The sequence below is a fragment of the Bradyrhizobium sp. genome (assembly GCF_035309285.1).
Lineage (GTDB): Bacteria > Pseudomonadota > Alphaproteobacteria > Rhizobiales > Xanthobacteraceae > Bradyrhizobium.
Map to the genome: position 1 here is coordinate 85,662 of NZ_DATGFH010000003.1, position 24,006 is coordinate 109,667.

Here is a 24,006-nt window from a genome sequence, read left to right on the forward strand (position 1 = left end):
TCCCGCGAGTTGCGGCCTTTGCCGCCGGATCCATGTGGAGACAATGTTATGGGTATCTTCGACGCGCTGAATACTGCGGTGGGTGGTCTGTCGGCGCAGTCCTTCGCGCTGCAGAACATTTCCGGCAACATCGCGAACTCCTCGACGACGGGCTACAAGGGCATCGACACCTCTTTCGAAGATCTCATTCCGGACGCAACCACACCGAACCGCCAGGTCGCCGGCGGCGTGACGGCCTTCTCGCAGTCCACCATCACCACCCAGGGCACGGTGTCGGCGACGACGGTCGCCACCAACATGGCGATCAACGGCGACGGCTTCTTCTCCGTGCAGAAGCCGACCTCGGTCACCGACAACGTGCCGGTGTTTTCCGGCGTCACTGACTACACCCGCCGCGGCGATTTCCAGGTCAACGCCAACGGCAATCTGGTCAACGGCGCCGGCTATTACCTGATGGGCGTCAGTGTCGACCCCAAGACCGGAAACCCGACCGGCAACGTGCCGCAGGTGCTCCAATTCCAGAACAACTTCATCCCGGCGCAGGCGACGACCGCCATCACCTATGCCGCGAACCTGCCGACGCAGCCGAAGACGCCCGCGAGTTCCACCTCATCCGCCAACTCGCTGACCGCCTCCGGCGACATCAATCCCTCCGATTTCGCTGTCAATCCCTTGCCGGTGGGTTCGCCAGCGCCGCCGGTCGATGCCAGCATCACCGGCGCCCAGGCCTTCAGCCAGGTGACGGGCGGCACGACCGCGATCTCTCCCACCACGGCGCTGTCGGGCACCGCCGGATCGGACTCGCTGACCACGGGATTTGCGTCCGGCGACAGCCTGGTGGTTGACGGTACGACCATCACGTTCGTCGCTTCCGGCGCGACTGGAAGCGAGCTCAACGTCACCGACAATGTGGGGGCGCTGCTCGCCAAGATTTCGGCGATCACCGGTGCTGCCGCCAGCGTCTCGACGACCGCTCCCGCCGGTGAAGTCACCGTGCACACCGGCACCAACCAGAATCTGAATATTACCGGCGGTACGGCCAACGCCACAAACGTGATCAAGGCGCTCGGCTTCGCCTCCGGGACCATCACCAAGTCCATGGGGACCGGCACCAATGTCGGCCAGGGTGTCGTCATCGCCAACGACGTCCAGACCTTCACCAATGAATCGATCTCCGGCGGTGCGGTCACGGCCTACAACGCGGCCGGTACACCGGTGAACCTGCAATTGCGCTGGGCCAAGACCGACAGCGCCTCACTCGGGGCCGGGCATACCGACACCTGGAACCTGTTCTACCAGACCTCCACCACCGCGACCGGAACCCAGACCGCCTGGGTCAACACCGGCACCAATTTCGTCTTCAACGCCAACGGTGCGCTGGCCTCGCCGAGCGGCACGGCGCTCGCCATTCCCAACGTGATGGTGGACGGACAATCGCTCGGGAATTTGACCGTCAACATCACCACCGGCGCGCTGACACAATTCGCCAGCTCGAGCGGGGCTGCGACCATCAACGCCATCACGCAGAACGGTTTTGCGGCAGGCCAGTTGCAGTCGGTCGCAATCAACAACTCCGGCCTCGTGGTCGGCACCTTCTCCAACGGCCAGAACATCGACCTCGCCGCGGTGACGCTGTCGCACTTCAACGGCACCAACTACCTGAAGGCGCTCGACGGCGGCGCCTACCAGGTCACCGACCAGTCGGGTCCGGCGATCATCGGCGCTTCCGGAACGATCTCCGGCTCCTCGCTGGAAGGATCGAACACCGACATCGCCGACGAGTTCACCAAGCTGATCGTGACGCAGCAGGCTTATTCCGCCAACACCAAGGTGATCACGACGGCCAACAACATGGTTCAGGACCTCCTGAACGTGCTGCGCTGAGCGGCGCGGCTGACGGGTTTGTGTAACGTAGCTCAAGGCGGGCCATCAAGATGGGTTTGAGTTCAGCCCTTGCCACGGCGATGTCGGGACTGCGCGCCAATCAGGCGGCGCTGTCGATCATCTCGTCCAACGTCGCCAACGCGCAGACGCCCGGCTATGTCGATCAGACCCCGACCCAGATCGAGGTTGCGAGCGGCACCACCGGCTCGTCGGTCCAGGTCACCGGCGTCAACCGCGCGCTCGACACGTTCGTGCAGACCCAGCTTCGCACCGAGACCTCGGGCGGCGCCTACGCCAACCAGATCTCCAACATCCTGAGCCAGCTCCAGAGCGTCTACGGCACACCCGGCGGCGACGGCACGCTGGAAAACGCGCTCAACAATTTCACCACAGCGCTGCAATCATTGTCGAACAGCCCGGGCGATTCTTCGGCGCAGAGCGTGGCGCTGTCGGCGGCAAAGACGCTCGCGAGCCAACTCAACGCGACAACGCAGGGCATCCAGACCCTGCGCTCCAATGTCGATCAGGACATCGGCAATTCGGCCACCCAGGCCAATACCGACATGACTGAGATCGCCAACATCAACACCCGCCTGCAGGGCCTGAACCCGACCGATCCGTTGGCCGCGACCTTGGCGGACCAGCGCGATAACGCCATCAACGACCTGTCGAAGCTGATGGACGTCCGCACCGTCACGGATCAGTCGAACCAGGTCAGTGTGTTCACCAATTCCGGCATCCAGCTCGTCGGCCAGGGCCTGGCGTCGACCTTCACCTACACCTCGCAGGGCGCGCTGACCGCGACCTCGCTCTACAACACCAATCCGAGCCAGAACGGCGTCGGCTCGCTTGCGATCAAGCTGCCGAACGGCGCCTCCATCGACGCGGTCGCCAACAACGTCATATCCTCGGGCCAGATCGCCGCCGACATCAAGCTGCGCGACCAGACGCTGGTGCAGGCGCAGACCCAGGTCGACCAGATGGCGGCGACACTTTCGTCCTCACTCTCCGACGTGACCACCGCGGGCACCGCGATCACGGGGCCACCGGCCGGCTTTTCCGTCAGCACCTCGAACATGCTGCCGGGCAACACGATCAACCTGACCTACACGGATTCGTCCAACACCCAGCACCAGGTCTCGATCGTCAACGTCACCGATCCTGCTGCGCTGCCGCTGCAGAACGGCGCCAATGCCAATCCGCTCCTGGTCGGGGTGGACCTCACGCAGCCCATGGCCACCATCGTCGCGCAGCTCAATACCGCGCTCGGTGCGAACGGGCTCAGCTTCTCCGGCTCCGGCTCCACGTTGAACGTCGTGGGATCATCGGCCGCTACCGTCAACGCCGCTTCGAGCACGATCACGAGCCAGACGGTGGCGAGCGGCATCCCGCAGTTCGCGCTGTTCACCGACGGCAACTCGCTCTACAGCGGCCAGTACACCAAGAACGGCAGCGAGATGGTGGGGCTTGCCGGGCGCATCAGCATCAATCCGGCCGTCATCAACAATCCGTCGGCGCTCAGCATCTATTCGACGTCGCCGCAGACCCCGAGCGGCGACAACACGCGCTCGGATTTCATGTTCTCGCAGCTCACGTCCGGCCGATTCACCTACTCGCCGTCGACCGGGCTCGGCTCCGCTGCGCAACCGTTCGTCGGCACGATCTCGAACTACCTGCAATCCTTCATCAGCCAGCAGGGCAACGCCTCGACGCTCGCAACGCAATTGCAGCAGGGTCAGAGCGTCGTGGTCAACACGCTGCAGCAGAAGTTCAACTCGACCGCCAGCGTCAATATCGACACCGAGATGTCGAATCTGATCCAGGTGCAAAATACCTACGCAGCGAACGCCCACATCATGTCGGTGGTGCAAAGCATGATGCAGACCTTGCTGCAGGCTCAAGTGTAGGAAGCGTAAGCCATGTCGATCGCCAGCATCAATTATGGTTCTTCTCTGCTCGGCCTTTCCGTGCAGAATATCTCCAACCAGCTCTCGAACCTCTCGGTCGAGCTCTCGAGCGGGGTGAAGTCGACCAACTACGCCGGAATGGGGGTCAACGAGGGCTTCGCGATCGCGGCGCGCGCGCAGCTTTCCGACATCGCGGCGTTCGGCACCACGATGACCAACGTCAACACCGTCATCGATGCGGCCAACAACAGCCTGCAATCGCTGTCCCAGATCACCGGCCAGGTGCAGAGCAATGCGTCCTCCTCGCCGCAGAACCTGACCTCGACCGGACAGACCATCGGCCAGCAGAACGCGATCTCAGAGCTGTCCGCGATCGTCGGCATTCTCAACACCCAGGTCGGCAACCGCTTCATCTTCGCCGGCACCGCCATCAACACGCCGGCGCTGGCGTCGGCCGACGACATCCTCAACGGCACAACGACGCAGGCCGGCCTGAAGCAGGTGATTTCGGAACGGCAGCAGGCCGACCTCGGCGCCAGCGGCCTGGGCCGGCTTGTCGTCACTGCGCCGACCTCGACCTCGACGCAGGTCGCCGAAGACGTCGCCGGCTCGCCGTTTGGCTTGAAGCTCAATGCGGTGTCCTCGTCGCTGACCAATGCGGTGGTGACCGGGCCTGCCGGCTCGCCGGCCGCCGTCAAGGTCGATTTCACGGGCGGCAATCCCAACCCGGGTGATACCATCAGCTTTACCTTCAACGAGCCGGATGGCACGACCGATTCCTTCAAGCTGACCGCGACGAACAGTTCTCCGGCGCCGACCGGCAGCTTCACCATCGGCACGACGACGACGCAGACCGCGGCGAATTTCAACGCCGCGCTGACGTCCTCGATCTCGACGCTCGCCAATACCTCGCTGGTCGCGGCCTCGGCGGTCGAGGCGGGCGACAATTTCTTCAACACCGACGGCTCGGCGATCGGCAACCCGGTCTTCAGCCAGGTGACGGGCGGCACCACTCCGATCTCTTCGACCACCGCACTGTCGGGCACCGCGGGAACGGACTCGCTGACCACGGGCTTCGCCAGCGGCGACAGCATCGTGGTCGACGGCAAGACCCTGACTTTCGTCGCCTCCGGCGCGACCGGAAGCCAGCTCAACGTCACCGACAACGTTCAGACGTTGTTGTCGAAGATCGATGCCATCACCGGCACCTCGACGCCGTCGAGTGTGCATGGCGGTTCGATCACCATCAATACGCCCAACGCTTCGACGCTCTCGATCACGAGCTCGAATGCGGCCGCGCTTGCCGCACTCGGCTTCACTACAAGTCCGGTGACGGCGGCCCAGCCGCCGCTCAGGGTCTCCGGCACGCCGCTGACGTCGGCGACCAAGCTCGTCAACGGCTCGGCCAACACGGTGCAATGGTACACCGGCAATTCGGGGCCCGGCTCGGCGCGCTCGACCGCGACGGTGCGCATCGATTCCTCGCAGACCGTGCAATTCGGCGCGCAGGCCAATGAGCAGGCGATCCGCCAGGCAATCCAGGCGGTCGCAACCTATGCGGCGGTGACGGTGTCGCCGACGGGCACCAACTCGCCGGCGGCCACTGCGGCTCTCAGCCAGCGCATCGCCACCAACCTGACGCCGCAGCTTGGCCAGCAGACGATCTCCAACATCCAGACCGATTTTGCCACCGCGCAAACCACGATGAAGGATGCGCAGGCGCGGCAGACCCAGACCCAGACCGCGCTGCAGAACCTGGTCTCTTCGACGGAAGGCATCGACCAGAACCAGGTCGCAAGCCAGCTCCTGGCGCTGCAGACCAGCCTGCAGGCGTCCTACCAGACGACCGCAATGCTGTCCCAGCTCAGCCTCACCAAGTTCCTGCCGGTGGCTTAACGGGGGAGGCGGTCCGTTAGGTTTTCGTTAACCACGTCTGTTTACCTATTGGTGAGAAGGGCAGGCGTCGGCTTGCGACTTCGGAGCCAGTCATGACAGAACGTTTCCAACTCGTGGTCGCCACGCCCTGTTTCGGGGGGCAAGTCTCCAGCATCTACGCCTCTTCGCTGTTCGCCCTGCAGCGTGCCGTGCACAAGATGTCCAATGTGGACCTCAAGGTGCATTTGCGCGACGGCGATGCGCTGATCACCCGGGCGCGGGCCAATCTGGTTGCACTGTTCCTCGACGATCCCTCAAGCACGCATCTTCTTTTCATCGACGCCGATATCGGCTTCACCCCTGAGCAGGTGTTCCGCCTGATCGAGAGCGGAGCGGACGTCGTTGCCGGCTGCTATCCGATCAAGCGGGTCAACTGGGACAAGGCGAAGCGGGCGATGGAAGCAGGCCGGCCGAACCTGGAAGCGGCCGCGCTCGATTATGTGCTGGAAATCGAGGATCCCGACCACGTCAGGGTCGTCAACGGCTTCACCCGGGTGCGCTACGCCGGCACCGGCTTCCTGATGATCCGCCGCCATGTCCTGGAGAGGATGTGCGGGCATCCCGCTTATGCAGCGCTGCAGTTCTTCCGCGAGCATTCGCAGGACGCGCTGGCCAATAGCCCCAATCGCTTCGCGCTGTTCGAATGCATGATCGATCCGGCCTCCGGCACCTATCTCAGCGAGGATTTCGCTTTCTGCAAGCGCTGGACCGATATCGGCGGCGAGATCTGGGCCGATCTCGACAGCCGCCTCGACCATGTCGGGCCGACGGTCTTCCATGGCGATGTCGCTTCGCAATTTGCGGCGGCGCCGACGGCGGCGGACGCCGCCTGACGGGGATCCGCGAATGACGTTCGCCGCTCCCCGCCTGCAGCTTCCGGAAAATTCCGCCTCACGCCCGTTCAGGGGCGCCTTGCGCGATCTGTTCGCGACGCTGGACGATCTTCTGGCCTGCGGCGGCGATTCCAGGCTGATGCTCGATCCGATCAGCCGCCTCAACGACTATGGTTGCGGGCCGGCGCCTGCGCCCGAGACGCTGAGCTTTGCCTCCAGCACGGCGTCGTCGATCTCCGAGCGCGGCTATGAGCGCGCAGGTCTCGCGCGCGAGGAGCTGATGCGTTCGGCGATTGCCGCTGGCCTCGAGGAGGCGCTGGAAGACCGCATCGAGACGATGCGTGAGGAGCTGAAAGCGCTTCTCACGCTGCCTGAGGCCAAGGTCGACGTCGTCTTTTCGCCGTCGGGCACGGACTCCCAGCTCCATGCCCTGGCGCTCGCGCGATCTTTGCTCGGTCCGCGGCTCGTGTCGATCGTCATCGGGTCGGACCAGACCGGCAGCGGCACGGCCTATACCGCGCGGGGGCGGCATTTCAGCCGCTTCACCGCAAACGGCGTGGTGGTACGCAAGGATACGGCGATCGCCGGGCTTGAGGGCGCTGGCGTCGCGCTACCGCTCTCGGATGCCACGGGCGTAAGGTCGCGCTCCGATATCGACGGCGCGGTGCTTGCTTCGATCGAAGCGGCGGTTGCGGGCGGCCGTCGCGCGCTGCTGCAGATCATGGATGCCTCCAAGCTCGGCTGGCGCGCGCCTTCGGATGCCTGTCTCGACGAGATTGCGCGTCGCTGGCCCGCCGAGGTTCTGGTCGTCGTCGATGCCTGCCAGATGCGCCTGTCCCGCCGCCGGCTCGCCTCCTATCTCGACCGCGGCTATCTGGTCCTGATCACGGGCTCGAAATTCTTCGGCGGGCCTGCCTTCTCCGGCGCGCTGCTGGTGCCGTCCGCGCTGTCGCAAGCCCTCGACGGAAGCGAGGAGATGGCGGCCGGGCTTGTCGATTATGCAAGTCGCAGCGATTGGCCGGGGCGCTGGAGCCGCCTGCGCTCTTTCTTCGAGAGCCGGGCCAATCTCGGCCAGTGGTTGCGCTGGGAAGTCGCGCTGGAAGAAATTCGCGCTTACCACCAGGTGCCGGTGGCGTTTCGCGCGATGGCGCTGCGCGAGCTCGGAGCAGGAATCGAAAGCCTGATCACCCTGTCGCCCTCGCTTCGCCCGATCTGCGCGGGGACTGGCATGACTGGCGCTGACGACGAGGAATTCAGCGAAGCCACGATCTTCCCTTTCACGATCGAACGGCAGGGCCGCTCACTCTCCGCGACCGACTGCCGCGTGCTCTACCACGCGCTGGCGCAGGACCTGGGCGAAGTGATCGCCGGCAGCCGGCCCGACCGCGCCGTTCTCGCGCGTCGTTGTCTCCTCGGCCAGCCGGTGCGGATCGAACGGCAGGGCCTCGAGCCGACCGCAGCGCTTCGGCTTTGCGTCGGCGCGCGTCTCGTTACCGAGGCCTGGTCCACCGATGCAGTGATGGCCGCGCGGAGCCTGCACCGCGAGCTCGACCACATCGCCGAGACCGTCGCCAAGATCGAGCTCCTGCTCGCGCACACCGACGTTACGCAATTGACGGAGCTGTCAGATGGAATTTAGGGCGCTGGAAACCTCGGAGGCCGCGCGGGCCGAATGTGCCGAGCGCATCGGCATGGCCCGGCTTGCCAAGATGGCCTTCGACGGGGGCGATCTGCGTCCCAAATGGGCCGAGCTGATCGCAAAGCTCCTCAACGGCACCGCGGATGCGGGAGAGGGGATCGATCTGTCGCTGATCGCGCAATTGCTCGGCGACAAGCAGGCGGGGCTTGCGATCCAGCAGGAGGTGCTGCTGTCGCATCGTTTGTTCCGCTCGCCCTGCGCCAGCAAGCAACCGCGCCTGCGCGTGCTGGCGCTGGCGGCCGCGACCGACATGGGCAGCAACACACCGATCGAATTCCTGCTCGAGGAATCCGGCATGGAGCTGATGATGCTCTATGTGATCCCCGAGGCGGAATTGCCGGCGCCGCTACCCGAGCACGACGTCGCGATCTTGATCGCCTCGGATTCCGAGGACTGTCGCGCAGCACTCGCCAAGATCGACGCCGCCGTGCCGCAATGGCCGCGTCCACTACTCAATCCGCCGCGGCTCGTCTCCAGCCTCGACCGCGACAAGCTGTATCGGTTGCTGGAGGGCATCGATGGGCTCGAAATCCCGGCAACGCTCGTGGTGACGCGCGAGCGTCTGATCGACGTCGCGCAATCGCCGGATGAGCTTTCCGATATCGCCGAGAGCCTCGCTTTCCCCATCATCGTCCGCCCGCGCGGGTCGCATGCGGGATCGGGCCTCGCCAAGATCGACGATGCGGCGGCGCTTGCGACTTATCTCGAGAGCAGCGAGGAGGAGATGTTCTTCATCTCGCGCTTCATCGACTATTCGAGCGCCGACCGGCTCTTCCGCAAGTATCGCATCGTCTTCATCGACGGACGGCCCTATGCCTGCCATATGGCGATCGCCGACCGCTGGGACATCTGGTATCTCAACGCCGGCATGTCGCAGAGCGTGGCGAAGCGCATCGAGGAGGAAACCTGGATGCGCACCTTCGACATCAACTTTGGACGCCGGCACCAGGCCGCGCTGACCGCGGTCGCCGATCGCATCGGACTCGAATATTTCACCATCGATTGCGCGGAAACCGCCGACGGCGCGCTCCTGATCTTCGAGGCCGACAACACGGCGGTGGTCCACAACATGGATCATGCCAACGTGTTTCCTTACAAGCCGCCGCAGATGCGCAGGATCTTCGATGCCTTTGCCGCGATGCTGGTGCGGCACGCAAGAGCGCGACAGGAGCGCGCGGCGTGACCGCATCGCTGTCGCCTGAAGGGAGCGAAACACTCGACCCGCGGGAGTGGGACGAGCTCCGCGCGCAAGGTCATCGCATGCTCGATGACATGATCGACTACATCGCAAACATTCGCGAGCGGCCGGTCTGGCAGCCGATCCCCGACGCAGTCCGCGCGGAGTTTCGCGCAGAGCTGCCGCGAAAACCTTCGGGTCTCGCCGACGTCTATCGCGACTTCACCGATTTCGTCGTGCCCTATGCGACCGGCAATGTGCATCCGGGGTTCATGGGCTGGGTGCATGGCGGCGGCTCTGCGGTCGGGATGCTGGCGGAAATGCTTGCGGCCGGGCTCAACGCCAATCTCGGCGGGCGTGATCACATGCCGATCGAGGTCGAGCGGCAGATTGTGGTGTGGACGCGCCAGATGTTCGGCTTTCCCTCCGCCGCAAGCGGGATCTTCGTGACCGGCACGTCCATGGCCAATCTGATGGCGGTGCTGGTGGCGCGCACCGACGCGCTCGGCAGGTTGTCGCGGCAGCGGGGGATCGGCGAGGCGGGCGCGTTGCTCACGGCCTATACATCGAAGGCGGCGCATGGCTGCATCACGAAGGCGATGGAGATCGCCGGCCTTGGCAGCGAGGCCTTGCGCTGCATTGCCGTCGACGAATGCCATCGCATCGATGTCGCCGCGTTGCGCGACAGGATCAGGCGCGATCGGGCCGCCGGACGGATGCCATTCCTGGTGGTCGCCTCCGCCGGCACCGTCGATATCGGCGCGATTGATGATCTAAAGGCCGTCGCCGGGCTGTGCCGCGAGGAGGATCTCTGGTTTCACGTCGACGGCGCATTCGGGGCGCTCGCGATCCTCTCGGAGACACTCGCGCCGCGTCTCGCCGGCATCGAGCATGCGGATTCGATTGCGCTGGATTTCCACAAATGGGGTCAGGTGCCCTATGATGCAGGCTTCCTGATGGTCCGCAACGGCGACAAGCATCGCGATGCATTCGCAGCGCCTGCGGCTTATCTCAGGCGCGAGACGCGCGGGCTTGCGGCCGGCGCGCAATGGCCGTGCGACCTCGGTCCCGACCTGTCGCGCGGCTTCCGCGCGCTCAAGACCTGGTTCACGTTGAAGACCTATGGCGCTGACAGGCTGGGTGCGGTCATCGCGCGCTGCTGCGCGTTGGCCAAATATCTGGAAGGACGCATTCTGGCGGAGCCACGTCTCGAGCTCCTGGCGCCTGTCAATCTCAATATCGTCTGCTTCCGTTACCGCGCCGATGATGCCGACAAAGTCAATCGCGAGGTCGTCGTCAACATCCAGGAGGCCGGCATCGCCGCGCCGTCGACGACGGTGTTGAACGACAAGCTCGCCATTCGCGCGGCGATCGTCAATCACCGCACCGATGTCGCGGACGTCGACCGGCTCGTTTCCGCCGTGCTCGAGTTCGGCGCGCGTCGCGCGGCCGACTCGCGCGCCCAGGTCGGACAGTCGCTCGCGGTTTGAGCGGGTTGTCTGAAACTTGTCATGCCTGGCCTTGCCGTCTTCGCTAAGGCTACGCCGGCCGAGCGCGTTTGCAGCCCGGCGGAGACGGGCGCCGGGCTTCAGGTCTTTGGCGCCGCAGGCGAGTCATACGCGAGCGTAAGCGACGCCGTTCTTCGAACGGCTATGCCCGGCCAGGACGAAAGATGAAGCTCCGCTGAAGCCGCTATGCCACTTCGGCCTTGCGGCTCGCCTCGATCGCCTCGTGCTGGTCCAGCAGCTTCTTCTCGTAGGCGATCAGCTTCTTGGCTTCCTTGAGCGCCTGGTAGAGATCGCCGCTCAGGATGTGGTTGTTGATGCCCTCGATGATGGGCCAGGCGCTCGGCACAGTGACGACAATGTCGCGCAGCAGGTTGAAATAGGTGCCGTGATTGTTCTGTGGGTCCGGCGAGATATACATGAGCTGCACCGCCAGATAGACGAGCTTGGCAGGCGTGTTCGCCGTCTCCGGCGTCAGGATGTCCTTCTCGCGCAGGATCGGAATGTTGTCGCCGTCGATGAGAAGGCGGGCGCGCTGGTCGGTGTTGGTGACGACGCAGGAGCCGATGATGATTCGTTCGTGCGGCTTGAGTTCGACTTTCAGGGCCATATTGTTCTCCGTTGCCGCTTCAGACGCCGGCGATCAACTACAGCGATTTTGATAGACATAGGCTCGCGGGGCGGCTCGCCTGAGCCTTTTTGTCCACTCGCCGCAATCCTTTCCGATCAAGGTTAATGCTTGGTAAACGACGCGCGCCTTGCGGAAATCTGCAATGAGATCAATGGGCTCGGCGCTGGGCGTGGTTTGGAAATCGAAACGCGGTGCGCGGTTTGCTTAATCTCGGAGGCATCCGGGGCCTTCGACTTCATGCTTTGTTAGCCACTTCAGACGACCGTCTCGGGGTCACCTGACCAAGAAGGTCGGGCAGTACTCTGTGTTTCACACCAGAAAGGTATGAAAAATGACCGGTATCGTCCTCTCGGCGTCAGTCCGCCAGAATTTGCTCTCGCTGCAGTCGACTGCTTCGCTGCTCGCCACCACCCAGAATGACCTCGCCACCGGCAACAAGGTCAACTCGGCTCTCGACAACCCGACCAATTTCTTCACGGCCCAGGCGCTGAACAACCGCGCCAGCGACATCGGCAACCTGCTCGACTCGATCGGCAACGGCGTGCAGGTGCTGCAGGCCGCCAACACCGGCATCACCTCGCTGCAGAGCCTGGTCGATTCCGCCCAGTCGATCGCCCACCAGGTGCTGCAGAGCCCGGTCGGCTATTCGACCAAGTCGAATGTGACCTCGGCCGCGCTCACCAACGCCAGCGCCACCAATCTCTTGAATTTCGCGACCACCGCGACGACCGGCAACGCCGTCAACAACGACAACACCACGGCCGCGGCGATCACGACCGCGACGCTGCTGTCGGGCACCGGCGGCTCGACGTCCAACGACCTGTCGACCGGCATCACCACCACCGACACGCTGGTCGTCAACGGCACCACCTTCTCCTTCGTGGCCGGCACCAGCAGCACCGGCACCAGCATCGGTATCGGTGACTCCGTCGCCCATCTGCTCTCCGCCATCAACACGGTGACCGGCGGCACGTCGTCGGTCTCGGGCGGTGCGATCACGATCACTCCCAACAGCAACACCGGCCTGACGCTCTCCGGCTCGGCGCTCGCCAAGCTCGGCCTCTCCACCGTCGGCGACGGCCTCTCCGGCGAAACGCTGTCGATCGCTGCCACCGGCGGCGGCACGGCGACCGCGATCACCTTCGGCCTCGGCTCGGGTCAGATCTCGACGCTGAACGGGCTCAATACGGCACTCGCGGCCAACAACCTGCAGGCCAGCATCTCGTCGACCGGCCAGATCAACATCGTCACCACGAACGATGCGGCTTCCTCGACGCTCGGCGCGCTCACGGGCACATCGACGGCCACCAACCAGGCCTTCAACGGCCTGACCGCGACGGCTCCGGTCGCTGATCCGACCTCGCAGGCCACCCGCTCGAGCCTGGTGTCGCAGTACAACAACGTGCTGACGCAGATCAACACCACGGCGCAGGACGCGTCCTTCAACGGCATCAACCTGTTGAACGGCGACACCTTGAAGCTGGTGTTCAACGAGACCGGCAAGTCGACGCTGAGCATCACGGGCGTGACCTTCAACGATGCAGGCCTTGGTCTGTCGACGCTCACCGCGGGCACCGACTTCCTCGACAACAACTCGGCCAACAAGGCGCTCACCGCGCTCTCGAGCGCTTCCTCGACGCTGCGCTCGGAAGCCTCGACGCTCGGTTCGAACCTCTCGATCGTGCAGATCCGTCAGGACTTCAACAAGAACCTGATCAACGTGCTGCAGACCGGTTCGTCGAACCTGACGCTGGCCGACACCAACGAGGAGGCGGCCAACAGCCAGGCGCTCTCGACCCGCCAGTCGATCGCCGTCTCCGCGCTGGCGCTGGCCAACCAGTCGCAGGCGAGCGTGCTGCAGCTCCTGCGCTAAGTCTGACGACAGAAGAGATGCAAAACGGCGGGGGAAACCCCGCCGTTTTTTCGTTTGCGTACGTCACTCTTTACATATGTGCCCGGTATATGCGTCGGGATCGCTGCGGTAACACATTATTAACCAATGAATTTAAAGCGCCATTAACCATAATTTAAGCGTGTCTCCCTAGAAATAGGCATACCTAAGACTAGGAAGGTTTGAGACAATGTCTGGTATCACGCTTTCGGCATCGGTTCGCCAGAATCTGCTAGCGCTGCAGTCGACGGCCTCGCTGCTCGCAAAGACCCAGAATGACCTAGCCACCGGCAACAAGGTCAATACGGCGCTCGACAACCCGACCGAATTTTTCACGGCGCAATCACTGAACAATCGGGCAAGCGATATTGCCAACCTGCTCGACGGCATCGGTAACGGCGTGCAGATCCTGCAGGCCGCCAATACCGGCCTTACGTCGCTCTCGAGCCTGGTGTCCGACGCGCAATCGATCGCCAACCAGGTACTGCAGAGCCCGACTGGATACGACACCAAATCCAACGTGACCTCGGCGACGCTGACGGGCGCAAGCGCCACCACCCTGCTGGCCGCGGTCTCGACCCCGGTGACCGGCTCCGCCGTCAACAACGACAACACCACGGCCGCGGCGATCACGACCGCGACGCTGCTGTCGGGCACCGGCGGCTCGACGTCCAACGACCTGTCGACCGGCATCACCACCACCGACACGCTGGTCGTCAACGGCACCACCTTCAGCTTCGTCGCCGGAACCAGCAGCACCGGCACCAGCATCGGTATCGGCGACTCTGTCGCCCATCTGCTCTCCGCCATCAACGCGGTGACCGGCGGCACGTCGTCGGTTGCGGGCGGTGCGATCACCCTCAATCCCACTGCCGCCGGCCTCACGCTCTCCGGCTCGGCGCTCGCCAAGCTCGGCCTCTCCACCGTCGGCGACGGCCTGGCCGGCCAGACCCTGTCGATCGCTTCCACCGGCGGCGGCACGGCAACCGCACTCACCTTCGGTATCGGCACGGGCAAGATCGCGACCCTGAACGATCTTAACAACGCACTGGCGGCGAACAATCTGCAGGCCAGCGTCTCTACGACCGGTCAGATCAACATCGTCACCTCGAACGACGCGGCTTCCTCGACGATCGGTGCGATCACCGGCTCGGCGACGTCCTCCGGTCAGGCCTTCAACGGCCTCACGGGAGGTGCGCCGATCGTCGATCCCAACTCGCAGGCGACCCGCGCCAATCTAGTGTCGCAGTACAACAATGTGCTGGCACAGATCAACACCACCGCGCAGGATGCGTCGTTCAACGGTGTCAACCTTTTGAACGGCGATACGTTGAAGCTGGTGTTCAACGAAACCGGACGGTCGACGCTGAGCATCCAGGGCGTCACCTTCAACGATGCCGGCCTTGGCCTGTCGACGCTCACCGCGGGCACCGACTTCCTCGACTCCAATTCGGCCAACAAGGTGCTGACGTCGCTCCAGGCAGCCTCCACCACGCTTCGCGGCGAATCTTCCGCGCTCGGTTCGAACCTCTCGATCGTGCAGATCCGTCAGGACTTCAACAAGAACCTGATCAACGTGCTGCAGACCGGCGCGTCGAACCTGACGCTCGCCGACACCAACGAGGAAGCGGCCAACAGCCAGGCACTCTCGACGCGCCAATCGATCGCGGTCTCGGCGCTGGCGCTGGCCAACCAGTCGCAGGCGAGCGTGCTGCAGCTCCTGCGCTGAGTCCGAAGCCAAAAGAGAATCAAAACGGCGGGATTTTTCCCGCCGTTTTTTTATGCTGTTTTGCAATACCGACGCGCATGGTCGGGCGATTGTTGGCTCCGTACATCTACTGAAACAACCGCTAACCATATTTTAAAGGCAACCACGTACAAAACGCGGGCAGTCTCGTCGCGTCTTTGGCGTAATCCCGGGGTTCTGGATGTCTCATGCCGCTCAAGCCTACGCTCGTACTTCGCAAACGACGGCATCTCCGAGGGAAATCGAGGCGCAGGCTCTTCTGAAAGCAGCAAGACAGCTTCAGGAAATCCAGAACAACTGGAAGGGTCCCGATCGCAACATGCACAAGGCGCTGATGTTCAATCGCCGCCTGTGGTCGATCTTTCTCACCGCGGCGGAATCGAACGAGAATCCGCATTCGCTGGAAGTGCGGCAGAACATCGCCAATATCGGCGTGTTCGTGATGAAGCAGACCATCGAGATGCAGATGGATCCGGATCCGGCGAAGCTGAAGTCGCTGATCGAGATCAACTGCAACATCGCGGCCGGCCTGTCGGGACGCGGCTGAACCGACGCGGGTTCAGTCCTGACCTTTCACTTGCCATCACGCGCGGTACTCCGCCAACTCGCGGCGTACCCGCCCGATCAGCTCCGCCCAGTCGCGCGTCGCATTCTGCCGGAACAAGCGCGCTGTTGGATACCAGGGGCTGTCGTCGCGATCGAGCAGCCAGCGCCAGTCGGGCGCGTAGGACAAAAGCACCCAGGTCGGCCGTCCGAGCCCACCGGCCATATGGGCGATGCTGGTGCATACGGAGATCACGAGGTCGACGCAGCCTGCAAGCGCGGCCGTCTCGACGAAGTCGGTGAGATCGGCGGCGAAATCGACGATCCCGCTGCGCGCGAGCACCGCCTGATCGTCCGGCCTTGGATCTTTCTGCAAGCTGATGAAGTTGGCATCGACATCGAGCAACGGCAGCAACAGGCGCAGCGGCACCGATCGGTTGTGATCGTTCATCTGTTGCGGATTGCCGGACCAGACGAGGCCGACACGGAGTTTCCGTTCCGCCCCCAGGCGCTGACGAAGCTGCCACTCCCAGGCCTCCACCCGCGCCGCGGGCGCAGGAGGCAGGTACGACGCCGGCGCCGGGATGGTATTGAGGCGCGTGCGGAACGCGTAGGGCAGGGTGCAGACCGGGCAGTGCATGTCGAACGGCGGCAGCGCGGCCGATCTCGGGACGCATTGCACAACGCCGGATAGCTTCGCAAGCCAAGGCTGCAGAGGATCCTGAACGGCGAGGATGACGCGCGCGCCGCGCGCGGCGAGCATCGGCACGTAGCGCGCGAATTGCAGGGTGTCGCCGATTCCTTCATCGGCATAGACAAGGATGGTCCTGCCTTCGATGCTTTCCTTGCCGAGCCACATCGGCTGCGGGAAATGCGGATAGGCGGCGGGACGCATGTGAGCCTTCCACCGCACCTCGCGCCCCGCCCAGCCAGCCTGGTAGTTGCCGATCAGGAGGTCAAGCAGCGACAGATTCCAGTCGGCGTCCGCGTTGCCGGGATCGATCATCCTCACCTGTTCGTAGACCGTGATCGCCTCGGCGATCCGCCGGATTTGCGTCAGCGAGGACGCCTTGTTGTTGAGCGCGACGATGAAGCGCGGCTGCAGGGCGATTGCCTTGTCGAACCACGGCAGCGCCTCGGCGTCGCGCCGCAGCCGTTGCAGGCCGGCGCCGATATTGTTGCAGACTTGCGCGTTGGCCGGATTGAGCGCATGCGCCCGCAGATTGTCGGCCAGGGCTTCGTCAAATCTTTTCAGGTCATGCAACGCAAGGGCGCGCTGCTCCAGCACGGCGGCGTGGTTCGGATTGAGTTCATTACAGAGATTGAAGCAGGCGAGGGCTCCTTCCGGCTTCTTCAGCGTGAGCCACAGAAGCCCGCAGCGAAAGGCCGCGTCCGCCTGCCGCGGATCGAGCACGAGGACGCGCTGGTAGCTCGACAGCGCCTCGGTTAGCCGCCCCAATTGCGCCAGCGCGTTGCCGTGGGCCGCCCACAACTCGGCATCGTCGCGCCTGAGTTGCACGGCGCGGTCAAACGCGTTGAATGCCTCCTGACGCAAGCCCTGTTGTTCAAGCGCGGTCCCCAGGCTGAAGAGATAATCCGTCGCAGGGTCGAGCCGATTGGCGCGGGCGATCCATGCGATGGCGTGATCGTATTGCTTCGCCTGCAGCGACAAGAGCCCCATGAGGTGCAGAGTGTCGACATGGTCGGGATCAGCCGCCAGGGCCTGCCGGCAGCAGAGCTGCGCCTCGAGATGCCGGCCGGCCTGCATGTGCTGAAGGCCGGCTTCGTAGAGCCCGGTCGCCGTCGCAATGCCGGAACCGCTCGAGGTCTGGTTCGATTCCTGATCCGATTTTTGGGCGTGTGCCCGATGTTCGGCGCGGTCCATGGGCTGATTTGCCAGGAAATGCCGAATCTCCTAGGTGATTCTGGCCCGCTTTGGCAAACGCGGAGAATTTTGGCGCGCCGCCTTTGCCGCGCTGCGCGGAAGCGTCTTGCGCCGATTGCTCGTCAGGCGACGAGATCGGTCGGGACCGCCCGTGGCGGATCGTCCTTGCTCATTTCGAGCGCGCGGAAGTAGGCGCGGCGGCGCAGCACGGCCTCATCGGGGTACTGCGTGACCACCTCGTCGGTCTTCTGGTCGACGACCTCGTAGACCATCGAGCCGGCGGCGCGGTCGTAGAAGGCTTCGTGCGAGATATCGAAGGTCACAAGCTGCGCGTCGTTGCGGGTGACGGTGCTCGCGTCGGACGCGCCGACGCTCTGGCTTGCGGGCAGCTCCGTCGGGACGGCGTTGCTCGCGGCCTGACTGACCGGTTGAACAACGGGCGAGGGGGCCGGCGATCCCACCGGCCTGATGCTGAAATCCGTACTCATGGCAGCCTCCTCAAGCCGCTCCACAAGTCAAATCCCAACCCCGTCCCGTCCGCAAGCTTGCCAGTGAGCCTTCAATGTTCGGTTAGAGAACGCCCTTAATCGCGCGCTCATGAGGGCGCGCGGTTTTGCCTAAAATTGTCTGCATTCGGCCGGACGCTACAGCGAGCGGCTGACCGAGAGCGGCGTCGGCTGCCGCGGGCTTGGCGCGGCGCGGCGGCCGGCCGCCGTATAGGTGTTCGGCATGTTGCGGCGCTGCATCTCGGCATTGACGCCGCGCACGATGTTCTCGGAGACCGCATGCGCGGTCGCAAGCACCGTGAGGTTGACCTGCAGCATGGAGCGGAACACGTCGTGATGGCGGTGCAAGCTCTTCAAAAGATCGGGCGCGGCCTGCGAAAGATATTTCTGGCTCGCCTTCATCTGGCCGACCACCGCGACGTAGCGGCGCGACAGCTCCGCCTTCTTCGGCTCGAACTGCATCGCCTCGGCGAGCTTGCCGGCGCGGACGAGCTCGGTCTCGCGCTCGATCACCGAGAGCAGCGCGTTCATGACGTCCATCAGGTTCTCGGCGAGCTTGCGCGCCTCGGCCGCGTTGGCCGCGGCGGGATAAAGGGAGGGAGTGCCTTGTCGTTGTGCCTGTGCGTTCATGGAGTTCCCCTCGACGGAAAATCAGCTCTTGGTTTTGGCCTGCTGCAGGATCAGCGTGCGATAGACTTCGCTGGCGATGCCGACGCCGCCGGCGCGCGCGAAGGATTGGGCGTATTGCTCGGTCAGCATCGAGCGCCAGACGCCGGTGCCTTGTGTGCTGCCGAACGGCCCTTCGCCCTTTAGCCCGGCGGTCATCTCGGAGAACATCGAGTTGAGGAACATCGCCTCGAAGTTGGTAGCGACCGACTTGGCCTTCGCCTGCGCCTTGGGTGAGACCTTCTCCAGCGCGGCGGCGAACTCGAGGTCCGGCCGGTTGTTGATGACGGGCATGCTGAAGTTGGTGGAGATGTGGCTGGAGGAGCCGACCGGCGTCAGGCGCATCACATCACCTCGATATCGGCCTGGATCGCGCCAGCGGCCTTGATCGCCTGCAGGATGCCGATCAGATCGCGCGGCCCGATGCCGAGGCCGTTCAGACCGTCGACGAGCTGCTGCAGCGAGACACCATTCTTCACGACTGCGAGTTTCTTGCCGTCTTCGCTGACACCGACGCTGGTGCGCGGCGTCACCACGGTCCGGCCGCGCGACAGCGGATTGGGCTGGCTGACCTGCGGCGATTCGGAAATGGTGACGGTGAGATTGCCTTGCGCCACCGCTACTGTGCTCACGCGCACGTCGCGGCCCATCACGATGATGCCGCTGCGTTCGTCGATGATGATCTTGGCTTCGAGATCCGGCTCGACCTGAAGCTGCTCGATCTCGGTCAGCAGGGCGACGACGTTGCCCTTGAACTCCGGCGGGATCGTGAGCTGCACCGTCGATGGATCGATCGGCTCGGCGGTCTTGACGCCGAGATAGTCGTTGACGGCGGCCGCAATGCGCTTTGCGGTGGTGAAGTCGGCGTTGCGCAGCGCCAGCCGCACGTTCGGCAGGCTGTTGAGCGCGAACTCGATCTCGCGCTCGATGATGGCGCCATTGGCGATGCGGCCGACGGTCGGCACGCCGCGCACGATCTTGGCGGCTTCGCCCTCGGCCTGGAAGCCGGAGATCGCGAGCGAGCCCTGCGCTACCGCATAGACGTTGCCGTCGGCGCCGAGGAGGGGCGTGACGAGCAGGGTGCCGCCCTGCAGGTTCTTGGCGTCGCCGAGCGCGGAGACGGTGACGTCCATCCGCGTGCCCTGGGTCGCGAACGGCGGCAAATTGCCGGTGACCATGACGGCCGCGACGTTGCCGGTGCGGATGGTGGCGCCACGGATGTTGACGCCCATGCGTTCCAGCATCGCCTGCAGCGACTGCTTGGTGAAAGGGATGTTGTTGAGCGTGTCGCCGGTGCCGTTGAGGCCGACGACGAGGCCGTAGCCGATCAACTGGTTCTGGCGCACGCCTTCGATATTGGCGAGGTCCTTGATGCGGGACGTCGCCTCGGCGGACACGGCAGACAGCGCGAGCGCGGCAAACGCGGCGCACGTCAGTCGCAAAAATCTCAAAGCGTGGATGCCGCGCATCCTCTGCTCCCCTCAAAACTCACGTCTTCCAGGACGCATCCGCCACTCCCATGGCGTTCGCATCCGCCGTTAACTATGCGAGCGCCGTGCCAAGCCGGTTTGCGTGCATATTTTGTTGATTTCATTGGCTAAAATTTGTGAGTGAAGGTGAGCTGGGCGGTTACTCATAGCGGCGAAACTGCCGCCTCCCGGCAGTTTTTGCCGCCCTGTTTACGCCCCGTTAACCATAAGAAGGCGAAGCTCACGCCAAGCACTCGCAGGATCAGATCATGCGCATCTACGGACCGAACGGCACCGCGTTGGGAACGCCGGCCTCGAGCACCAAGCGGACCTCTTCGAGCAGCTTCTCGCTGCCGCCTGATGACGCCGCCTCGGCCTCGGAAGCCCGCGCCACCCTGGCGCCGAAGGCGACTGCCAACATCGACGCGCTGATTGCGTTGCAGGGCATCGAGGAGGATCCGGCCGAGCGGCGCCGGCGGTCGGTCGCGCGCGGAAAGGGCGCGCTCGATGTTCTCGACGATCTCAAGCTTGGGCTGTTGTCCGGCAACCTCGATGCATCCACCGTGTCGCGGCTGCGCGATGCCGCCGCCAATCTGAAATCCTCCTCCGGCGATCCCGGTCTCGATGCCGTGCTGTCCGAGATCGAGCTTCGCGTCGAAGTCGAGCTCGCCAAGGCAGGGCGGGTCTGAAACGGCCCATCAGCGGACTTGTTCACCTCTCCCGCTGCGGGGGAGGTCGCATCGCATCGAAGATGCGATGCGGGTGGGGGGAACTCTCTCAACTCGAGCGCTGTGAATCGCGGAGGCACCCCCACCCCAGCCCTCCCCCGCGAGCGGGAGAGGGAGCGCAGCCACCGCCGCGGTCGCAGTTCTGCTCACGCTCTTGATCCCTTCGCCTCACGCCGCCATCGCCTTGCGCTGGGCGTCGTAGCGGCGCTGGGCGGCCAGCACGTCCTTCAGATTGCGCTCGGCCCAATCGCGTAACGGATCGACCGCGGCGGCGAGCGTGATGCCGAGTGGCGAAATCGAATATTCAACCGTCACCGGAACGGTCGGGATGGCGCGGCGCTTGACCAGCCCGTCGCGCTCGAGGCTCCTTAAAACCTGCGCCAGCATCTTCTGCGAAATGCCTTCAATGGCGCGGCGTAACTGGTTGAAACGCATCGGCTCATCGCGCAGCAGGAGCAGGATCAGTACGGCCCATTTGTCGCCGACCCGATCGAGGATCTGGCGCGTCGGGCAATCGGCCGAATAGGCGTTGGGTTTCATAAGGTCACTCCCGGGTAATCAGGTGATCTCAAAGTGCGCTCTTAACACTTACGCACTGTGAGATATCTAGTCGCCATTGGATACCATTACAGGAGACCCTCATGAAGATCGCCGTCACCGGCGCCTCGGGCCGGGCAGGCTCGCACATCACGGCCGAGCTAGCCCGCCGCGGCCACGCCGTCACCGCCATCGCCCGCAACCCCGAGAAGATCGCCAAGCTGCCGAACGTCACCGCCAAAAAAGGCGACGTGTTCGACCAGGCGGGAATGGCCGCGCTTTGGGCCGGGCACGACGCGGCGGTGAGTTCCGTCCACTTCACGGCGAGCGACCCCGAGAAGCTGATCGGCGCCGCCAGGGATTCCCGGGTCGGCCGCTATCTGGTGGTCGGCGGCGCCGGCAGCCTGGAGGTCGCGCCGGGCGTCCGGCTGGTGACGACCCCCAACTTTCCGGCCGCCTACAAGGCGGAAGCCCAAAAGGGGGCCGATTTCCTCGACCTGCTTCGCCTTCAGAAAGACCTGAATTGGACCTTTCTGTCGCCGTCTGCGCTGTTCACGGAAGGGGAGCGGACCGGAAAGTTCCGCCTCGGGACCGACCAGCTCCTGACCGATGCGAGCGGCAAAAGCTGGATTTCCTTCGCCGATTTCGCAGTTGCACTCGCCGACGAGATCGAGCGGCCGGCGCATCAGAGGAAGCGCTTTACGGTCGGTTACTAAGGCACGGCCCTCGCCGCTAAGGTTGGATAAACCTGCCTGTGCAAGGCTTTGGGGCGGGTCCTGTTTTGGGCTCCGCTGATATTGTCTGTCACAAGACCTCGCTATATAAGGCGCGCGCGCGGGGGTTCCGATCCGGCCACCCGCCGCCGCAAAGGCGAGGCGCCAGTGCGTACAGATGGGCTGACCTTGGAAAAGCTGAAGAACTACCGACCTTCGGAAAAAGAGCCTTTCATGAACGAGCGCCAGCGCGAATATTTCCGCGCCAAGCTTCTTGCCTGGAAGGAAGAGATCCTGAAGGAATCGAAGCTGACCCTCCAGACGCTCCAGGAGGAGAACGTCAATCATCCCGATCTCGCCGATCGCGCATCCTCCGAGACCGACCGCGCCATCGAGCTGCGCGCCCGCGACCGCCAGCGCAAGCTGATCTCCAAGATCGACGCCGCGCTGCAGAGGATCGAGGACAACACCTACGGCTATTGCGAGGAGACCGGCGAGCCGATCTCGCTGAAGCGGCTCGAGGCCCGCCCGATCGCAACGCTGTCGGTCGAGGCGCAGGAGCGCCACGAGAAGCGCGAGAAGGTTTATCGCGACGAATAGGGGCTGCGATTCGTCCTCCACTTGAAGTCCCGGCATTTTTCCGTTTGAAATCAATCCGCTCGCCGGACCTGTTGAATCAACGATTCCGCTTGCGTTGATGCCGTGGGCGAAGATCAATCGCCAGAGTGATGGTCTTTGCCCATGAACCGAATTCTCACCTGCGCCCAGGCGATTGCGACGGTGCGGCGCAATCGTTCTCCGTTGAAGACCCTGCCGGCCTGGAGCGCGCCGCGCGACGAGGCCGAGGGCTACAAGGTCCAGCGCGCGCTGCATGATCTGTTGCTGCCGAGCGCGGGTCCGCTCGTCGGCTACAAGATCGGCTGCACCAGCAAGGTGATGCAGCAATATCTCAACATTCCGCATCCATGCGGCGGCGGCGTATTTGCCCGCGGCGTGCACGAGTCGGGCGTGCACCTGCGCGCCGCCGATTACGTCCGCGTCGGCGTCGAATGCGAGATCGCGGTCAGGCTCGCGCGCGACCTGCCGCCGGCCGCGGCGCCGTTCATGGACGCTGTCGTGGCGGAAGCGATCGAGGCCTATCTGCCGGCGATCGAGATCGTCGACGACCGCTATGAAAAGTGGGAGACGCTGGGCGCGCCAACCTTGATCGCTGACGATTTCTTTGCCGCCGGCTGCGTGCTGGGCGCGCCGGTCGCCCGCGCTGCTGCACCCGACTTGCTCACCGTCACAGGCCGAGCGCTGATCAACGGAGAAGAGGCCGGCCGCGGCACCGGCGCCGACGTGCTCGGCCATCCGCACCATGCGCTGGCCTGGCTCGCCAATCATCTGGCCGCGGAGGGCAGGGGCCTCCACGCCGGCCAGATCGTCCTGACGGGAAGCCTGGTGAAGACCATCTGGCTTGCGGCCGGTGACCATGTCGTCATGGAGCTGGGTGGATTGGGGACGGTGGAAGCGAGCTTTGGGTGAGGGGCTTGAAAGCGGACATGGCTTCTCGTTCCCGCGGCGCGAATCGCCCGGGCTTTGCGATCTCACCCTCTCAAAGGGAGGGCGCAGGGAATGCCGGGTGCCGTTGCACCCGCGCTCTCGTGTGCAGCAAATGCGCAAAAAACGCACACGAGTCATCCACAGGTACAACCGAAACACTCCGGCATTCCCTGCGCGATGGTTTACGGCTTATACGTGGTCTCCC

At 64.2% G+C, this 24,006-nt stretch carries 21 protein-coding genes; 14 read left to right on the plus strand and 7 right to left on the minus strand.

Features of this window, described 5'->3' with window-relative positions; all coding sequences use genetic code 11:
• Window positions 1-48 precede the first annotated feature (48 nt).
• The 7 genes from VKR55_RS00960 to VKR55_RS00990 all read left to right on the plus strand — a co-directional run bounded on the left by VKR55_RS00960 (window position 49) and on the right by VKR55_RS00990 (window position 10,925).
• Window positions 49-1,884, plus strand: a complete 1,836-nt coding sequence (locus VKR55_RS00960; protein ID WP_324398921.1) for a flagellar hook-basal body complex protein — start codon at window positions 49-51, stop codon at window positions 1,882-1,884.
• 50 nt (window positions 1,885-1,934) lie between these two features.
• Window positions 1,935-3,791, plus strand: a complete 1,857-nt coding sequence (gene flgK / locus VKR55_RS00965) for a flagellar hook-associated protein FlgK (protein ID WP_324398922.1) — start codon at window positions 1,935-1,937, stop codon at window positions 3,789-3,791.
• 12 nt (window positions 3,792-3,803) lie between these two features.
• A complete protein-coding gene (locus VKR55_RS00970) occupies window positions 3,804-5,687 on the plus strand; it encodes a flagellar protein (RefSeq protein WP_324398923.1) in 1,884 nt (627 codons plus the stop codon).
• Between the two features lie 92 nt (window positions 5,688-5,779).
• Window positions 5,780-6,559 (plus strand): hypothetical protein, encoded by a 780-nt coding sequence (locus tag VKR55_RS00975; protein ID WP_324398924.1) that lies wholly within the window; start codon window positions 5,780-5,782, stop codon window positions 6,557-6,559.
• A gap of 13 nt (window positions 6,560-6,572) precedes the next feature.
• Entirely contained in the window at window positions 6,573-8,198 is a 1,626-nt protein-coding gene (locus VKR55_RS00980; protein WP_324398925.1) for a hypothetical protein, read from the plus strand.
• 52 nt (window positions 8,199-8,250) lie between these two features.
• Complete coding sequence (locus VKR55_RS00985; RefSeq protein WP_324398941.1) at window positions 8,251-9,441, plus strand: ATP-grasp domain-containing protein; 1,191 nt, start codon at window positions 8,251-8,253, stop codon at window positions 9,439-9,441.
• Entirely contained in the window at window positions 9,438-10,925 is a 1,488-nt protein-coding gene (locus VKR55_RS00990) for a pyridoxal phosphate-dependent decarboxylase family protein (RefSeq protein ID WP_324398926.1), read from the plus strand. Before VKR55_RS00985 ends, VKR55_RS00990 begins: the two co-directional genes overlap by 4 nt.
• 202 nt (window positions 10,926-11,127) lie before the next feature.
• Here VKR55_RS00990 and flbT read toward each other — a convergent pair whose 3' ends face one another.
• A complete protein-coding gene (gene flbT, locus VKR55_RS00995; protein WP_324398927.1) occupies window positions 11,128-11,550 on the minus strand; it encodes a flagellar biosynthesis repressor FlbT in 423 nt (140 codons plus the stop codon).
• A gap of 352 nt (window positions 11,551-11,902) precedes the next feature.
• Between flbT and VKR55_RS01000 the strand changes: the two genes are divergently transcribed.
• The 3 genes from VKR55_RS01000 (at window position 11,903) to flaF (ending at window position 15,756) form a co-directional block, all read left to right on the plus strand.
• Window positions 11,903-13,444, plus strand: a complete 1,542-nt coding sequence (locus VKR55_RS01000) for a flagellin N-terminal helical domain-containing protein (protein WP_324398928.1) — start codon at window positions 11,903-11,905, stop codon at window positions 13,442-13,444.
• Window positions 13,445-13,652: 208 nt separating this feature from the next.
• Window positions 13,653-15,191, plus strand: a complete 1,539-nt coding sequence (locus VKR55_RS01005) for a flagellin N-terminal helical domain-containing protein (RefSeq protein WP_324398929.1) — start codon at window positions 13,653-13,655, stop codon at window positions 15,189-15,191.
• Window positions 15,192-15,390: 199 nt separating this feature from the next.
• On the plus strand, window positions 15,391-15,756 hold the full coding sequence (flaF, locus tag VKR55_RS01010; RefSeq protein WP_324398930.1) for a flagellar biosynthesis regulator FlaF: 366 nt from the start codon (window positions 15,391-15,393) through the stop codon (window positions 15,754-15,756).
• Between the two features lie 36 nt (window positions 15,757-15,792).
• Here flaF and VKR55_RS01015 read toward each other — a convergent pair whose 3' ends face one another.
• The 5 genes from VKR55_RS01015 to VKR55_RS01035 all read right to left on the minus strand — a co-directional run bounded on the left by VKR55_RS01015 (window position 15,793) and on the right by VKR55_RS01035 (window position 20,278).
• Complete coding sequence (locus VKR55_RS01015; RefSeq protein ID WP_324398931.1) at window positions 15,793-17,637, minus strand: tetratricopeptide repeat-containing glycosyltransferase family protein; 1,845 nt, start codon at window positions 17,635-17,637, stop codon at window positions 15,793-15,795.
• Window positions 17,638-17,759: 122 nt separating this feature from the next.
• The gene (locus VKR55_RS01020; protein WP_324398932.1) at window positions 17,760-18,125 is read right to left on the minus strand and encodes a hypothetical protein; all 366 of its coding nucleotides are present in this window, start codon (window positions 18,123-18,125) and stop codon (window positions 17,760-17,762) included.
• A gap of 156 nt (window positions 18,126-18,281) precedes the next feature.
• Window positions 18,282-18,773, minus strand: coding sequence for a hypothetical protein (locus VKR55_RS01025; protein ID WP_324398933.1), 492 nt, complete (start codon window positions 18,771-18,773; stop codon window positions 18,282-18,284).
• A gap of 21 nt (window positions 18,774-18,794) precedes the next feature.
• Window positions 18,795-19,154 (minus strand): flagellar assembly peptidoglycan hydrolase FlgJ, encoded by a 360-nt coding sequence (flgJ, locus tag VKR55_RS01030; RefSeq protein ID WP_324398934.1) that lies wholly within the window; start codon window positions 19,152-19,154, stop codon window positions 18,795-18,797.
• Complete coding sequence (locus tag VKR55_RS01035; protein WP_324398935.1) at window positions 19,154-20,278, minus strand: flagellar basal body P-ring protein FlgI; 1,125 nt, start codon at window positions 20,276-20,278, stop codon at window positions 19,154-19,156. Before VKR55_RS01035 ends, flgJ begins: the two co-directional genes overlap by 1 nt.
• Before the next feature lie 269 nt (window positions 20,279-20,547).
• On the opposite strand from VKR55_RS01035, the gene VKR55_RS01040 reads away from it, so the two are divergent.
• Window positions 20,548-20,967, plus strand: coding sequence for a flagellar assembly protein FliX (locus VKR55_RS01040; protein ID WP_324398936.1), 420 nt, complete (start codon window positions 20,548-20,550; stop codon window positions 20,965-20,967).
• A gap of 207 nt (window positions 20,968-21,174) precedes the next feature.
• Here VKR55_RS01040 and VKR55_RS01045 read toward each other — a convergent pair whose 3' ends face one another.
• Window positions 21,175-21,546 (minus strand): winged helix-turn-helix transcriptional regulator, encoded by a 372-nt coding sequence (locus tag VKR55_RS01045; RefSeq protein WP_324398937.1) that lies wholly within the window; start codon window positions 21,544-21,546, stop codon window positions 21,175-21,177.
• Between the two features lie 101 nt (window positions 21,547-21,647).
• On the opposite strand from VKR55_RS01045, the gene VKR55_RS01050 reads away from it, so the two are divergent.
• The 3 genes from VKR55_RS01050 (at window position 21,648) to VKR55_RS01060 (ending at window position 23,783) form a co-directional block, all read left to right on the plus strand.
• The gene (locus tag VKR55_RS01050) at window positions 21,648-22,259 is read left to right on the plus strand and encodes an NAD(P)-dependent oxidoreductase (protein WP_324398938.1); all 612 of its coding nucleotides are present in this window, start codon (window positions 21,648-21,650) and stop codon (window positions 22,257-22,259) included.
• Window positions 22,260-22,445: 186 nt separating this feature from the next.
• Window positions 22,446-22,856 carry an RNA polymerase-binding protein DksA gene (gene dksA / locus VKR55_RS01055; RefSeq protein WP_324398942.1) on the plus strand — a complete coding sequence of 137 codons (411 nt, stop codon included), beginning with the start codon at window positions 22,446-22,448 and terminating at the stop codon, window positions 22,854-22,856.
• Between the two features lie 141 nt (window positions 22,857-22,997).
• Window positions 22,998-23,783 (plus strand): 2-keto-4-pentenoate hydratase, encoded by a 786-nt coding sequence (locus tag VKR55_RS01060; protein ID WP_324398939.1) that lies wholly within the window; start codon window positions 22,998-23,000, stop codon window positions 23,781-23,783.
• Window positions 23,784-24,006 lie beyond the last annotated feature (223 nt).